The 13964-nt window shown below is 42.3% G+C and carries 12 protein-coding genes and 1 riboswitch; of the genes, 1 reads left to right on the top strand and 11 read right to left on the bottom strand.

Annotated elements, in window-relative coordinates; all coding sequences use genetic code 11:
• Nucleotides 1–9 precede the first annotated feature (9 nt).
• The 11 genes from D8849_RS04625 to uvrA form a co-directional block, all read right to left on the bottom strand.
• A complete protein-coding gene (locus D8849_RS04625; protein ID WP_125386344.1) occupies nt 10–1269 on the bottom strand; it encodes a glycosyltransferase in 1260 nt (419 codons plus the stop codon).
• Nucleotides 1270–1461: 192 nt separating this feature from the next.
• Nucleotides 1462–1926 carry an SP_0198 family lipoprotein gene (locus D8849_RS04620; RefSeq protein ID WP_125386343.1) on the bottom strand — a complete coding sequence of 155 codons (465 nt, stop codon included), beginning with the start codon at nt 1924–1926 and terminating at the stop codon, nt 1462–1464.
• A gap of 83 nt (nt 1927–2009) precedes the next feature.
• On the bottom strand, nt 2010–3260 hold the full coding sequence (locus D8849_RS04615) for a bifunctional folylpolyglutamate synthase/dihydrofolate synthase (RefSeq protein WP_125386342.1): 1251 nt from the start codon (nt 3258–3260) through the stop codon (nt 2010–2012).
• Nucleotides 3261–3665: 405 nt separating this feature from the next.
• The gene (locus tag D8849_RS04610; RefSeq protein ID WP_000017620.1) at nt 3666–3971 is read right to left on the bottom strand and encodes a DUF1292 domain-containing protein; all 306 of its coding nucleotides are present in this window, start codon (nt 3969–3971) and stop codon (nt 3666–3668) included.
• 15 nt (nt 3972–3986) lie between these two features.
• Nucleotides 3987–4406 (bottom strand): Holliday junction resolvase RuvX, encoded by a 420-nt coding sequence (ruvX, locus tag D8849_RS04605; protein ID WP_004239076.1) that lies wholly within the window; start codon nt 4404–4406, stop codon nt 3987–3989.
• Nucleotides 4407–4409: 3 nt separating this feature from the next.
• Nucleotides 4410–4676, bottom strand: coding sequence for an IreB family regulatory phosphoprotein (locus tag D8849_RS04600; RefSeq protein ID WP_000507059.1), 267 nt, complete (start codon nt 4674–4676; stop codon nt 4410–4412).
• Nucleotides 4677–4762: 86 nt separating this feature from the next.
• The gene (locus tag D8849_RS04595; protein WP_042751756.1) at nt 4763–5332 is read right to left on the bottom strand and encodes an SP0191 family lipoprotein; all 570 of its coding nucleotides are present in this window, start codon (nt 5330–5332) and stop codon (nt 4763–4765) included.
• A gap of 66 nt (nt 5333–5398) precedes the next feature.
• Nucleotides 5399–5797, bottom strand: coding sequence for a transcriptional regulator Spx (gene spx, locus D8849_RS04590; protein WP_000591165.1), 399 nt, complete (start codon nt 5795–5797; stop codon nt 5399–5401).
• A gap of 135 nt (nt 5798–5932) precedes the next feature.
• On the bottom strand, nt 5933–8593 hold the full coding sequence (gene mgtA, locus D8849_RS04580) for a magnesium-translocating P-type ATPase (protein WP_125386341.1): 2661 nt from the start codon (nt 8591–8593) through the stop codon (nt 5933–5935).
• Nucleotides 8594–8791: 198 nt separating this feature from the next.
• Nucleotides 8792–8942, bottom strand: a riboswitch (M-box (ykoK) riboswitch).
• Nucleotides 8943–8999: 57 nt separating this feature from the next.
• Entirely contained in the window at nt 9000–10061 is a 1062-nt protein-coding gene (locus D8849_RS04575; RefSeq protein ID WP_125386340.1) for a M24 family metallopeptidase, read from the bottom strand.
• Nucleotides 10054–12885 (bottom strand): excinuclease ABC subunit UvrA, encoded by a 2832-nt coding sequence (uvrA, locus tag D8849_RS04570; protein ID WP_125386339.1) that lies wholly within the window; start codon nt 12883–12885, stop codon nt 10054–10056. The genes D8849_RS04575 and uvrA overlap by 8 nt, the downstream gene beginning before the upstream one ends.
• A gap of 130 nt (nt 12886–13015) precedes the next feature.
• Between uvrA and D8849_RS04565 the strand changes: the two genes are divergently transcribed.
• Nucleotides 13016–13960 carry a magnesium transporter CorA family protein gene (locus D8849_RS04565; RefSeq protein WP_000815623.1) on the top strand — a complete coding sequence of 315 codons (945 nt, stop codon included), beginning with the start codon at nt 13016–13018 and terminating at the stop codon, nt 13958–13960.
• Nucleotides 13961–13964 lie beyond the last annotated feature (4 nt).

Here is a 13964-nt window from a genome sequence, read left to right as displayed (position 1 = left end):
TATTTCTCCTTATCCCCCCAAGAGTCGATATATTTCATTCTTGAGGATTTCTGTTGGCTGGTAGTCTTGAGCTACACGACTGAGTTTGTTCAAGTCTGACCAGCCATCTCTAGCCAATAGCTCATCAAAAGCGCGTCCAATCGCTTCCGTGTCCTCTCGTTTAGCAGTCAGGGCAATCCCTGCCTCTAGCCCGCGAACCGCATAGTCATACTGATCATAGTCATGAGGGAGAATTAAGGCAGGCTTGCCATAGATAATACATTGGTAAAAAATACCCGCACCTCCGTGATGAATCACATAGTCCATCTGGGGAATGTATTCCTTATAGGGAAGATAGGATACTACAGAAACATTGTCCATGAGCTCCTCACATTGGAAGTCTTGTCCACCAAACCCCAGAGTCACAAAAAAATAACAGTCAGGATGGGCTTTTGCCAATTGTTGAGTCTGGTAGAGGAGGTTATCTTTAGCCCACGCTAGCTGAGTTCCACAGGATACGAGGACTTTTTTATAACTTGCATAGGGAGACAAATCGAGAGGATAATTCTCTGCTCTCTCGATTGAAGAGCCAAAAGGCCCCACCCAAAGGTAGTGCTCTGGAAAACCACTTTTCAGCTCCAACTCTTTCATCCCAATTCCCAAGATGGAATAGGGTGAATAAATGGTTTCCTGATTTTTTTGATTGTAGAGCTTAAAATCGTAACGTTTCAAGCGTTCTCTCAATAAAAAGGTTACGATTCGTTTTCCTAAACGAGTCCCTTTTCTTCCTAGCCATTGCTGGGCAGACTGAAAAGGATTCTTGGGACTGCCCATTCCTCCAAAGAAACAAGGCGGTCCATCTGTCGTTTCAATGGCAAACTGTGTCGCCATGGTTGTTATCCAAGGAATTCCCAACTGTTCCGCCACTAGTCCTCCAGAGAGGGTTATAAAATCCGCAATAACAATATCTGGTCGATTTTTCTCCCATTCTTGTATTAGTTGGTCTGACACTACATTGATCAAATCCAGACTAGTTGACAACTGCCGATAAGCAGAAATAAGATTTAGCTGCCCTTCATTGTTGGCTACACGCTCAAACTCATCTACAAAATTTTCTAAAATAGGAAGTACCTGGAATCCCATCTCCTCTGCGACAGCTTTTCGTTGCGGTCCTGTGAATAATCGAATATCATACAAAGGATCCTTCAACAAAGGTGCGAGTAAATTCAGGGCTGGGAAGAGATGTCCACTTAAAGGGAGTACTACCACGTCGATTTTGATTCTCTTCATAAATCTAGCATAACAAATTTTTTTAAAAAAACTACTCAAAAAGAGTACCACTCCTAAAAGTGGAACTTATATTTAAGGAAAAGGAATGAATCTTATATAAGACCCATTCCTTTATGTGTATAATCTATCTAACTTTTATCGAGTAATACATCAAATATCTTTCATCCTATCTGAATTTTTGATAAATAAGCTTTACTTAGATAAAACAATACGATCAGACGCTTCTCTATCCATATCGTCGATAATCATCTGATTTCCATTGATTGCATAAATCTTGACATCATCCCCAATAATCATGCGTTGATTAGTGGCATCAAAGCTAACCTGCTTGATTTCTTGATCTCCGTCAGTTTCTACCTGTGTCCATGTACCAGTTGTTCCAGTTACCACTAAAGTGATACGGTCTCCTTCGTCCTGACCAGTATAAGTTCCATCAATATTGGTTGGTTGGGCTGTAACTGTATTTTGTGAAGAACTTATTGCTGCCTGGTTTGAATTTTCTGCCGAAGATGAAGCAGCAGGTTGTGATTGCTGAGTTTGTTGTGTTTGCGATTGAGCTGCTGGTTGTTGAACCTGTTGAGCTCTTTGTGAACAAGCTACTAAAAGACTGAGACTTGCTAGAGAAGCAAGAGAAAGTGTGAATGTTTTTAATTTCATGACGAATTTCCTTTCTGCTACCAATTTACAGAAGTTTTTCCTAACTGGCAGTTTTCCTAGTATAACAAGTTCAAAAAAGGAGGTCAATTTATCTGCTCATGCCCCAGTAGATAGCCCCGTACTTCTGAGATAAAATAGAGAGATCCTGTAACGAACAGCAAGTCCTGCATATCTGCTCTTTCTTCAAAACTGCTGATAAATTCTCGGTAAGAAGGAATGACATCGTAACCTGTTATATCTGTCTCATCTAAAGAACCTTGGTAGTCAAAGCCAGTTACCTTGAGTTCCACCTGAGGCAATTTTTCAGTCAGATAAGCCAACATCCCTTGATAATCCTTCCGTTTCAAGGCTCCAAATAGGATTTGAGGACGATATCTTTCCTGCTCTTTTTCTTTAATAAATTCAACCAAGCGAGTCAAGGCAGGGAGGTTATGAGCACCGTCCAAGTAAATCTGAGGACGAATACGCTCCAAACGCCCAGCCCAATGGGTCTTCTCCAAAGCCTGTCTTACAACCTGTTCATCAACAGCTTCCTTTCCTTCTCTCATAAAGAGAAGAAACGTTTGTAGCGCCAAGGTCGCATTTTCCTGCTGATAAGCTCCTTCTAAACCGATTTTCAACTGTGAAAGGTTAGCCAAAGAGCTTGAAAAATTCCCATTCAGCGTTGAAAAATCCTGACCTGCCTGATAAAGGTCAACAGCTAAAGAGTCTGCTTTTTTCTGACAAACAAGTCTAGCTTCTGAAGGCAACTTAGCAATCACTGCCTTTTTACCAGCCTTAAAAATACCAGCTTTCTGCTCTGCAATTGCTGCTATACTGTCACCCAGAGTCTCCTGATGGTCAAGCCCGATGGAGGTTATGACAGCAAGCTCTCCAGTTACCACATTAGTCGTGTCAAGTAAGCCGCCAATTCCCACTTCTAATAAAACCAAATCCACCTCTCGCTCTCTAAAATAAAGAAAAGCAATCAAGGTCAGCAATTCAAAAAAGGACAACTGATCATGGGTTTGCAGAAGCGTTTTCTCCATCTCCTTGACCTGATTAGCCAAACGGATGAAGTCTGCATCAGCTATTGGTTGCCCGTTAATGCTGATTCGATCATTGATAGAGACGATATGAGGAGAGGTAAAAGTCGCAACTCTTTTGCCATGCCCCATAAATAACTCCCTCATAAAAGCAATGGTAGAACCTTTTCCATTAGTCCCTGTTACGTGGATAATAGGATAAGACTTCTCGGGATTCCCCAACAAATCCACCGCTTGTTGCATTCGGCCCAAGCCTGATCGAAAATTCAAACCAATCCGACTATGGAGCCATTCTTCTACTTCAAACATATACATCTCCTTAATTACAGGTTCAATCAACTGCCTCAATAAAGTCTCATAACTAACAAAAACGAGGCCAGGATTTTCGTCCCGACCTCTTACCTGGTTAGCTAATAACTAGCTACTATGAAGTTAACGTGGGGTAAACACGTCCACTGAATGTGCCTGCGTTTCTAATTTCTAGCGCAGGGCTAAAAACGTCCCCCGGACGTTCCAACTCTTCCCAATTTCTGGGAGTTGGGCTGATACAGTCTCCCAGACTTACTTACCGTCTTTATTTTTAGCGTAAGGGTAAAAACGTCCCCGGACTTACCAGCTCTTTTTTATTTCAAAGAGCTAGGCTAAAAACATCCACTGGATGTTCCAACTCTTCTAATTTCTAGGAGTTGGGGTGATACAGTCTCCCAGACTGTATCACTCCTCCATAAAGCTGTTGAAGACTTCTTCAATCATGTTCCATTCATCTTCTGAGTCTTCTGGAATTGGTTGCAATTCGCCTTCTGTTCCATCTTCGTTTTCGATGAATGAGTAAGCTTGGATTTCAACTTGTCCATCTTCGTCTTCTTCTGCATTAACTGGTACTAGAAGAACATAGTTTTTACCAAATTCTTCTTTTCCGTCAATGGTCAAAAGGATTTCAAACAAGGTTTCATTTCCTTGCTCATCTACTAGTGTGATTAGTTCACGTTCTTCGTGGTCGTGGTTATGATCGTGTGACATAGCCTCTCCTTTGTATTAAAATTTTCTATCTAAATAATTTTGTAAAATCAGCTGAGCTGCTAATTTATCAATGACTTTCTTGCGCTTGTTACGGCTAATATCTGCTTGTTCAATCAACATACGCTCTGCGGCAACTGTTGTCAAGCGTTCATCTTGATAGTCTACTGGTAAACCAAAAAGCTCTTCCAGCTTTGCTCCGTAGGCTTGACTAGCTTCCACGCGTGGTCCGCTTGTATTGTTCATGTTTTTAGGCAAGCCCACTACAAATCGTTCCACCTTGTATGTGTCAACCAACTCCTTAACGCGGTCAAAACCAAATTGACCTTGCTCCTCATTGATTTGGATGATTTCAAGTCCTTGAGCCGTAAAACCAAGCGGATCGCTAATAGCCACCCCTACCGTTTTTGAACCGACGTCCAATCCCATAATTCTCATAGGTTATAGATCGACTCCTTGTCCTTTAAGGTAGTAGCGGACTAATTCCTCAACGATTTCATCACGCTCATACTTACGGATTTGATTTCGTGCATTATTATAACGAGGAACGTAGGCAGGGTCTCCACTCAATACGTAACCTACGATTTGGTTAATTGGGTTGTAGCCCTTATCGTTCAACGAAGCATAAACATCAGTCAGAGTTTCGCTAATTTCTTTTTTATTGGAATCGTCCAATTTAAAACGTACTGTTTCTTCAGTAAATCCCATTCTAACACCCTCTTTCCTTAGAATAGTACCATTATAGCATAATTCCTTACGTTCTACAATTCAGGCAGTCTATTTATTTGGATTTTCTACTGTTCTGTCGCGCCATTTGCCAATCTGTCTGCTACATATTGACTCGGTTCATTTTTCAAAAGATTTTCCAAGCCAATATTCTTTAAATATTCAACCTGTGAAGCTTTTTTGATATCTAAAACCTGAAAATCATAAGTAGTTGTTGTTTGAATTTCTGTTTCACTTAGTAGCTTCGTCTCAAGTGTAAAACCTGGCAACTTGCGCGCTTCCTGAATTGAGGTATCTTTACCTTCAGCTTCAATGAGTGCTTTTTGGGTAGCCTCTACACCATGCTCAGTTACAAAAGTCTTCAATTCATCGGTAACTGGTCTTTTTTGAATAATAGTCAAACTTAAAAATTGTTTTCCTTTATATGTGACTGTTTGAATCTGCTGACTGCCGTCTGTTGACTTCGGTAGCATAAATGTTTTTGTAACTACTGTATTCTTCTCAGCATTCTCTAGGACAGGTAAAGTTGACTGTAACGTTTCAGATTTACTACTAGAGGACGCAGTTGTCGCTTTTTTTTGCCCACATCCAGCAAGCAAGAAAAGTAGTGCAAAACTTGTAATCAGTATTTTTTTCATAATTCCTCACATCATTTTTGAATTAAAAGAGCAAACAAGGCTAGGAAGCACTCCCAGCCTTGATGTTTATAGAGCTGCACGCAAACGTGCTTCTGCATTTTCTACATTACGGACAGAGCGTGGTAGGAAGGCACGAATATCGTCTTCCTTATAGCCAACTTGCAGGCGTTTTTCATCTACAAGAATTGGGCTCTTTAAAATTCTCGGTGTTTCCATAATCAGATTGAGAACTTCATTGACGCTCAAATCTTCAATATCCACTCCAAGGGCTTTGGCATAGCGATTTTTAGATGAAACGATGCTGGCTATTCCGTTATCTGTTTTGGTTAGAATATCCAGTAATTCTTCTCTCGTAATTCCTTCTTTACCAAGGTTTTGTTCTTTATAACTTAACTGGTGGGCATTGAGCCAGGTTTTTGCTTTTTTACAGCTAGTACAACTTGAGACTGTATAAATTTTAATCATGTACCTACCCCTTTCGCTACATGTTACTATCAGTTTAGTCTATTATACCATAAAAAACATCCGACTTGCGACCTATTTTTAAATTTTTTTGACTTTTTTCGTCATTTTCGTACTTTTTTCTTGACAAAATGAAATTTACAGCCATTCTTTATATTTATTGATATAGATTTTTTTCACAATTGTCACGCTAATCATGTACAAAATGATGATGAAAAGCAAAAAGATGAAATAGATCGGCTTCAAAGGAGTTAGATGAAGAAGGCTAGCTAGTGGACTGTAGGGAAGGAAGGTCACAAAGGCTGCAGCCAATAAGGTTGTCACAAGGACTAGCCAAGCTGGACGACTTTGTAAAAAAGGAATTTTGGCTGAACGCAACATATGGATAACCATAGTCTGCGACCACATGGACTCGATAAACCAACCTGTCTGAAACAAGACAATAAATCCTACGGCAGACTCCGCTCCATGGACATAAGCTTGACCTGTTGTCATGGGTACAATGATAAAATAGAGCAAAATAAAGGTCAAAATATCAAAGGCGGAAGAGATAGGTCCCATCCAAATCATGAAACGTGTGATGGACTTAGCTTCCCAGGTATGCGGATTTCTCAAAAAATCTTTATCCACCTTGTCAAAAGGCAAGGCAATACAAGACAAATCATAGACTAGATTTAGGATAATTAAATGGACTGGAGCCATCGGTAAAAATGGTAAAAAGATTCCAGAAACCAAAAGGGATAAGATATTCCCAAAATTAGAACTCACTGTCATTTTGATATATTTGGTCATATTGGCATAGACCTTACGACCTTCAACAAGTCCTTTTTCCAGCACCATGAGATCCTTATCAAGTAGGATAACATCAGCTGTTTCTTTGGCAATATCTACTGCTGTATCAACAGAAATCCCTACATCTGCAACTTTCATAGAAGGAGCATCATTGATCCCATCTCCCATATAGCCAACAGCATGACCATTAGCCTTAAATTGCAAAATAATCCTCGCTTTTTGGTCAGGTGAAAGTTTGGCGAAGACGGTTACCTTCTCTACGCCTTGGGCCAATTCTTGATCACTCATCTGATCAATTTCAGATCCTAACAGCATCTGATTGATATCCAAACCAACCTTTTCACAGACTGCTTGGGTAACTTTTTCGTTGTCTCCCGTCAAAATTTTTGTTTGAACTCCATGTTCTAACAGAGCCTTAATTGCTGGTGCTGCAGATGGTTTAGGAGGATCTAGGAAGGCTAAATAACCAGTTAGAATCATATCCCCTTCGTCATCAACTGTATAGGCATGACCTTCCCTCAAACCTGACTTATAGGCCACTCCCAAGACACGCAAACCTTGTTGATTTAGTTGTCTGACTTCTGCTAAAATTTCTTCTCTAATAACATCTGTCAAGGGAGTAATCACTCCTTGGTATTCCGCATAACTGGAAATCGTCAACATTTCCTCTAGAGCACCCTTGGTTACCAAACTAACAACTTCGTGTTCATCCTTAACGATAACACTCATCCGTCTACGTTCAAAATCAAAAGGTAATTCATCTATTTTTTGAAAAGTTTGAGCCAGATTTTGCAAGAGGGTGTGTTCTTTGGCTTCCTTTTCAGTCCGTTTGATGATGGCTCTGTCCATCAAATTTTTCAAGCCCGTTTGAAAATAAGAATTGAGATAAGCTCGTCTCAAGACGGTCAAATCCAAGTGCCCGTGGATGTCCAAGGGATATTCAAGGACAATTTCGTCTTGGGTTAGAGTCCCTGTCTTATCTGTACACAAAATATCAATCGCCCCTAAGTCCTGTATAGCATTGAGTTTCTTGATAACCACTTTTTCCTTGGCCATGATAATGGAGCCTTTTGCTAGACTGGCCGTGATAATCATAGGAAGCATCTCAGGTGTAAGCCCAACACCAACACTCAAAGCAAATACGCCAGCTTCCAACCAGTCGCCATCTGTTAAACCATTGGACAAGAAAACGATGGGCACCATGACCAGCATCAAACGAATTAAGAGCCACGAAATACTATTCATCTCCCGTTCAAACGAAGTAGGCTCATCATAGGTGTTCAAAGTCTGCTCAATGGCCCCCATCATGGTATCATCACCAACTGCTAAAACCACGGCCTTGGCACTACCAGACAAGACATTGGTTCCCATAAAGGCGAGCGCTTCTGCTTCTAGTAGACTATCAGATTGTTGAACTGTTGCCTTGGTCAAGGCCAATTTTTCAACCGATTCACTTTCACCTGTCAAGCCCGACTGTTGTACAAAGAAATCGCGCGACTCAAATAAAAGAAGATCTGCTGGAATCATGTCTCCAGCGCTTAATTTAACCACGTCACCTACTACCAAATCATCGATAGGTACTTCTTGAACTTCTCCTTGACGAATGACAGTCGCTGTGTTAATAATCATTTTTGAAAGATTGGTCGCAGCCTTATCACTACGGAGTTCTTGGACAAAGCGTATGCCACCAGAAATGAGGACTAGGACAACGATGATAATGGAAGTCGTCGGATCCTCTTGACCTGGTTTTGCCAACCAGACATTGGTCACCAAGGAAATCACGGCGATGACCAGCAAGATGATTGTAAAAGGATTGATAATGGATTCGTAAATCTTTTTGAGGATACTGTCTTCTTGACCCTTTGTGATGGTATTTTCGCCATATAGGTCACGATTTTTCTCCACCTGCTCCTCAGTCAATCCTGTTAGACTTGTCTTATAAAAAGATAGAGTTTCGTTTAAAGATGTATGAATAGCTGTTGCTAATCTTTCTTTTGTAGTTTTCATTGGTTTCTCCTATCTGTATGAATGATGTGTTTCATACACAGAGACCAATCACTTTATAAGGGCAGAACGACACAAATCAGCGATTGGCTGTGTATGTGCGGTTCCGGATGATCGTCAATTTGCATCGTCTATCTCCTTTCTTTGTTTTTAAACAGTAGAAAATCCTACCATCAAAAAATGGCAGGATTAAAAAACTAATTATCTGTTTTTCGTTCAAGCTTTAACTCCATAGGGCAATGTAATGAGCTTAGTCTTGGCCTTCGCGACCAGGACTGTTGACCAACGAGTAGTGTCTCCACTGCTTTGCGGTAGTCATCCGTATCCCTATGGTAGCCTCACCTACCGTTTTCGTCTTTCAGTATAAACCTTTAAATTTTAAAAGTCAATCATTTGAGCTGCTTGACTATTAAATGACTATCAACTCTTTTGGAGCAAGGGTCAATAATTCACAACCTGTCTCTGTAATCAGGATATCATCCTCGATACGAACGCCATATTTGCCTTCGATATAGATACCTGGCTCATCTGTCAAGGCCATACCTGCCTTAATAGTTTCTGTAGAAGTCTGGCTAAAGTATGGTTCCTCATGGATATCCAGTCCAATACCGTGTCCGATACCGTGAGTAAAGTAGTCGCCATAGCCTGCTTCGATGATAATATCACGAGGGATTTTGTCAAAGTCACGGAAACCTAATCCTGCCTTAGCCTGGTCAATCAAGGCTTGATTGGCTTTCAGAACCGTATTGTAAATCTCTGCCTGTTCATCGCTGACATGTCCTAAGTATATCGTTCGAGTCATATCGCTGACATAGTGGTCATAAAGGCATCCGAAGTCCATTGTAATTGCTTCTCCCAGCTCTACTGGTTTGTGCATGGGATGGGCATGGGGTTTGGAAGAGTTGATACCGCTAGCTAGGATAGTGTCAAAAGACAAGCCAGATGCTCCCAACTCACGCATACGGAAGTCAAGGAAGTTGGCAATCTCAATTTCAGTCTTTCCTGGCTTAATAAAGTCAAGCGCATCGCGGAAAGCTTGGTCTGAGATAGAACAAGCCTTGCGAATAGCTGCAATCTCCGCTTCATCCTTAATCATTCGAAGACCTTCAACAAACTGAGTCTGTGGAAGCAAGTCAATTCCTTCAAAGGTTGCCTGCATACGGTGATAATAAGACACTGAAATCTCGTCCTCAAAACCGATTCGAGACAAGCCCATATCCTTAACAATTCCTGCAATGACAGCCAATTCATCACGATCAGCCACAATCTCAAACCCACTGGTTTCTTGCTTGGCTGCAATGATATAGCGAGAGTCTGTCACCAAGACCTGACGGTCACGGCTGATGAAGACTGTTCCATTTGAGCCCCAAAAACCAGTCAAATAATAGACGTTTTTAAGGTTATTGATGATGATGCCATCTAGTTCTTTTTCTCGCATTTTAGCTAGAAATGCTTGTACGCGTTTATTCATGATGTAACTTTCCTTTCAAATAATGTCCTGTGTAGCTGGCTTCATTGGCCGCTACTTCTTCTGGAGTTCCTGTTGCGATGATGGTTCCACCACCGACACCACCCTCAGGTCCCAAGTCGATGATATGGTCTGCCGTCTTAATGACATCCAGATTGTGCTCAATGACGAGGACTGTATTGCCATCGTCTACAAAGCGAGCCAAGACTTTAAGCAAGCGAGCGATGTCCTCGGTATGAAGACCTGTCGTCGGCTCATCCAGAATGTAGAAAGATTTTCCTGTCGATCGTTTGTGGAGTTCACTAGCCAACTTCATACGCTGGGCTTCTCCCCCAGAAAGGGTGGTAGCTGGTTGCCCTAGCGTTACATATCCCAATCCCACATCCTTGATGGTCTGAAGTTTGCGTTGAATTTTCGGAATGTGTTGGAAAAATTCCACCGCATCATTGACAGTCATGTCCAAGACCTGCGAGATATTCTTTTCCTTATAGTGAACTTCTAGAGTTTCACTATTGTAGCGGGTTCCGTGGCAGACTTCACAAGCTACATAAACATCTGGCAAGAAGTGCATCTCAATCTTGATAATCCCATCACCTGAGCAGGCTTCACAGCGACCACCCTTGACGTTGAAACTGAAACGACCCTTCTTGTAGCCTCGAATCTTAGCTTCATTTGTCTGGGCAAAGAGGTCACGTATATCGTCAAAAACTCCTGTATAGGTAGCTGGGTTGGACCTCGGCGTCCGTCCAATTGGACTCTGGTCAATGTCAATCAAGCGGTCTACATGCTCAATTCCTGTAATAGTCTTAAATTTACCAGGCTTGTCTGAATTACGGTTGAGCTTCTGGGCAATAGCTTTTTTGAGGATACTGTTGATTAGGGTCGATTTCCCTGAACCTGATACCCCTGTCACCGCGATGAATTTTCCTAGTGGGAAGCGAGCTGTGACATTTTGCAGGTTGTTCTCACGCGCTCCTGTCACTTCGATAAAACGACCATTTCCGGCACGGCGCTCGTCTGGTACTGGAATGGCACGTTTGCCTGACAAGTACTGGCCTGTGATAGACTTACTGTTACGAGCTACCTGTTTAGGTGTACCTGCCGCAACAATCTCCCCACCAAAAACACCGGCACCGGGACCAACGTCAATCAGATAGTCCGCTTCGCGCATGGTATCTTCATCGTGTTCCACCACTATGAGAGTATTGCCCAAGTCACGCATCTTTTTCAGACTGGCAATCAAGCGGTCATTGTCTCTCTGGTGAAGACCAATTGACGGCTCATCTAGGATATAAAGGACACCTGAGAGGTTGGAGCCAATCTGGGTCGCCAAGCGAATACGCTGACTTTCCCCACCTGAAAGGGTTCCTGCCGAACGAGACAGAGTCAGATAGTTAAGACCCACGTTATTAAGGAAAGTCAAACGATCCTTGATTTCCTTGAGAATGGGACGAGCAATAATAGCTTCATTTTCAGACAAGGTTAGCTGACTCACCAAGTCTAAGTGGTCTGCGATAGACAGGTCTGAAATTTCTCCGATATGTGGTCCTTGCTCGCCACCCACACGAACAGACAAAGCCTGGTCATTGAGACGATAGCCGTGACAGGTTCCGCAGGTCAGCTCATTCATGTAGAGACGCATCTGGGTGCGTGTGTAATCGCTGTTTGTCTCGTGATAGCGACGCTTGATATTATTGACAACTCCCTCAAAAGGAATATCGATATCGCGCACGCCACCAAATTCATTCTCATAGTGGAAATGGAATTCCTTGCCATCAGAACCATAGAGAATCAAGTTCTTATCTTCTTCTGACAAATCTTCAAAAGGCTTATCCATATCCACTCCAAAAGCTGTCATAGCCTGCTCTAGCATGTTTGGATAGTAGTTAGATGAGATAGGATTCCAAGGAGCCAAGGCTCCCTCACGCAAGGTTTTGCTGGCATCTGGCACTACCAAATCAGTATCCACCTCCAGCTTGATGCCCAAGCCGTCACACTCACTACAAGAGCCAAAAGGAGCATTGAATGAGAAGAGACGTGGCTCTAACTCTGGAACAGTAAATCCACAAACTGGGCAAGCATAGTGCTCAGAAAAGAGCAACTCAGAATCGTCCATAGTGTCGATAATGACATAACCTTCTGCAATACGAAGGGCAGCCTCAATGGAATCAAAGAGACGACTACGAATACCCTCCTTGATAACAATACGGTCAACTACGACATCAATATTGTGTTGCTTGCTCTTAGACAACTCTGGCACTTCGGTCACATCATATACTTCCCCATCCACACGGACACGGACATAACCGTCTTTCTGAATCTTTTCAATAACGCTCTTGTGCTGTCCTTTTTTCTTGCGGATGACAGGGGCCAAAATCTGCAAGCGCTGGCGTTCAGGCAATTCTAAAACCTTATCCACGATTTGCTCCACAGAAGAAGCCTTGATAGCTCCATGCCCGTTGATACAGTAAGGCGTCCCCACACGTGCGTAGAGGAGACGTAGATAGTCATTGATTTCAGTCGTTGTTCCCACCGTCGAGCGAGGGTTTTTGCTAGTCGTTTTCTGGTCGATGGAAATAGCTGGGCTGAGGCCATCAATGGCATCTACATCAGGCTTCTCCATATTCCCCAAGAACTGACGAGCATAGGCTGACAAACTCTCCACATAGCGACGTTGTCCCTCCGCATAGAGGGTATCAAAGGCCAGACTGGATTTCCCTGAACCTGACAAACCAGTCACTACAACCAGCTTGTCTCGTGGAATCTCCACATCAATATTTTTTAAATTATGGGCACGCGCCCCATGAATGACAATTTTATCTTGCATCTTTGTTCTTTCTAGTCCATTATTGCTTACCATTATACCAAAAAAAGTGAGATTCTATTACCCAAAAGGCTGAATTTGTAGTATAATAGTACGGTGTGAAAAATCTGAAAAATGAGAAAGGATAAGGGATATGAAACAAGTTTTTCTCTCTACAACAACTGAATTTAAAGAGATCGATACGCTTGAACCGGGTACTTGGATCAATCTCGTCAATCCGACTCAAAATGAATCACTCGAAATCGCCAACGCCTTCGATATCGATATTGCCGACCTTCGAGCACCGCTCGATGCGGAAGAAATGTCTCGTATTACCATTGAAGATGAGTACACCCTGATTATCGTTGACGTGCCGGTCACAGAAGAAAGAAATAATCGCACCTACTACGTAACCATCCCGCTTGGTATTATCATCACAGAGGAGACCATTATCACTACGTGTTTGGAACCATTACCGGTCCTCGATGTCTTTATCAACCGTCGATTGCGTAATTTCTACACCTTCATGCGTTCGCGTTTCATCTTCCAGATTCTCTATCGCAATGCAGAGCTTTACCTAACAGCCCTTCGTTCGATTGACCGTAAGAGTGAACAAATCGAAAGTCAATTGCATCAATCAACTCGTAATGAAGAATTGATTGAGCTCATGGAATTGGAAAAAACCATCGTCTATTTCAAGGCCTCCCTCAAAACAAATGAGCGTGTGATTAAGAAATTGACCAGCTCAACCAGCAATATCAAGAAATACCTTGAGGACGAAGACCTGCTTGAAGACACCCTGATTGAAACCCAACAGGCCATCGAGATGGCAGACATTTATGGAAACGTCTTGCATTCTATGACAGAGACCTTCGCCTCTATCATTTCTAACAACCAGAACAACATCATGAAAACCTTGGCCCTTGTGACCATCGTCATGTCCATCCCAACCATGGTCTTTTCTGCCTACGGGATGAACTTTAAGGATAATGAAATCCCCCTAAACGGCGAGCCAAATGCCTTCTGGTTAATCGTCTTTATCGCCTTTGCTATGAGTGTCTCGCTCACTCTCTATCTCATCCATAAAAAATGGTTCTAAGAGG

The sequence above is a fragment of the Streptococcus mitis genome, from assembly GCF_003942765.1.
In the GTDB taxonomy this organism is placed as follows: domain Bacteria; phylum Bacillota; class Bacilli; order Lactobacillales; family Streptococcaceae; genus Streptococcus; species Streptococcus mitis_BE.
This window is presented reverse-complemented; position numbering and strand designations above follow the sequence as displayed.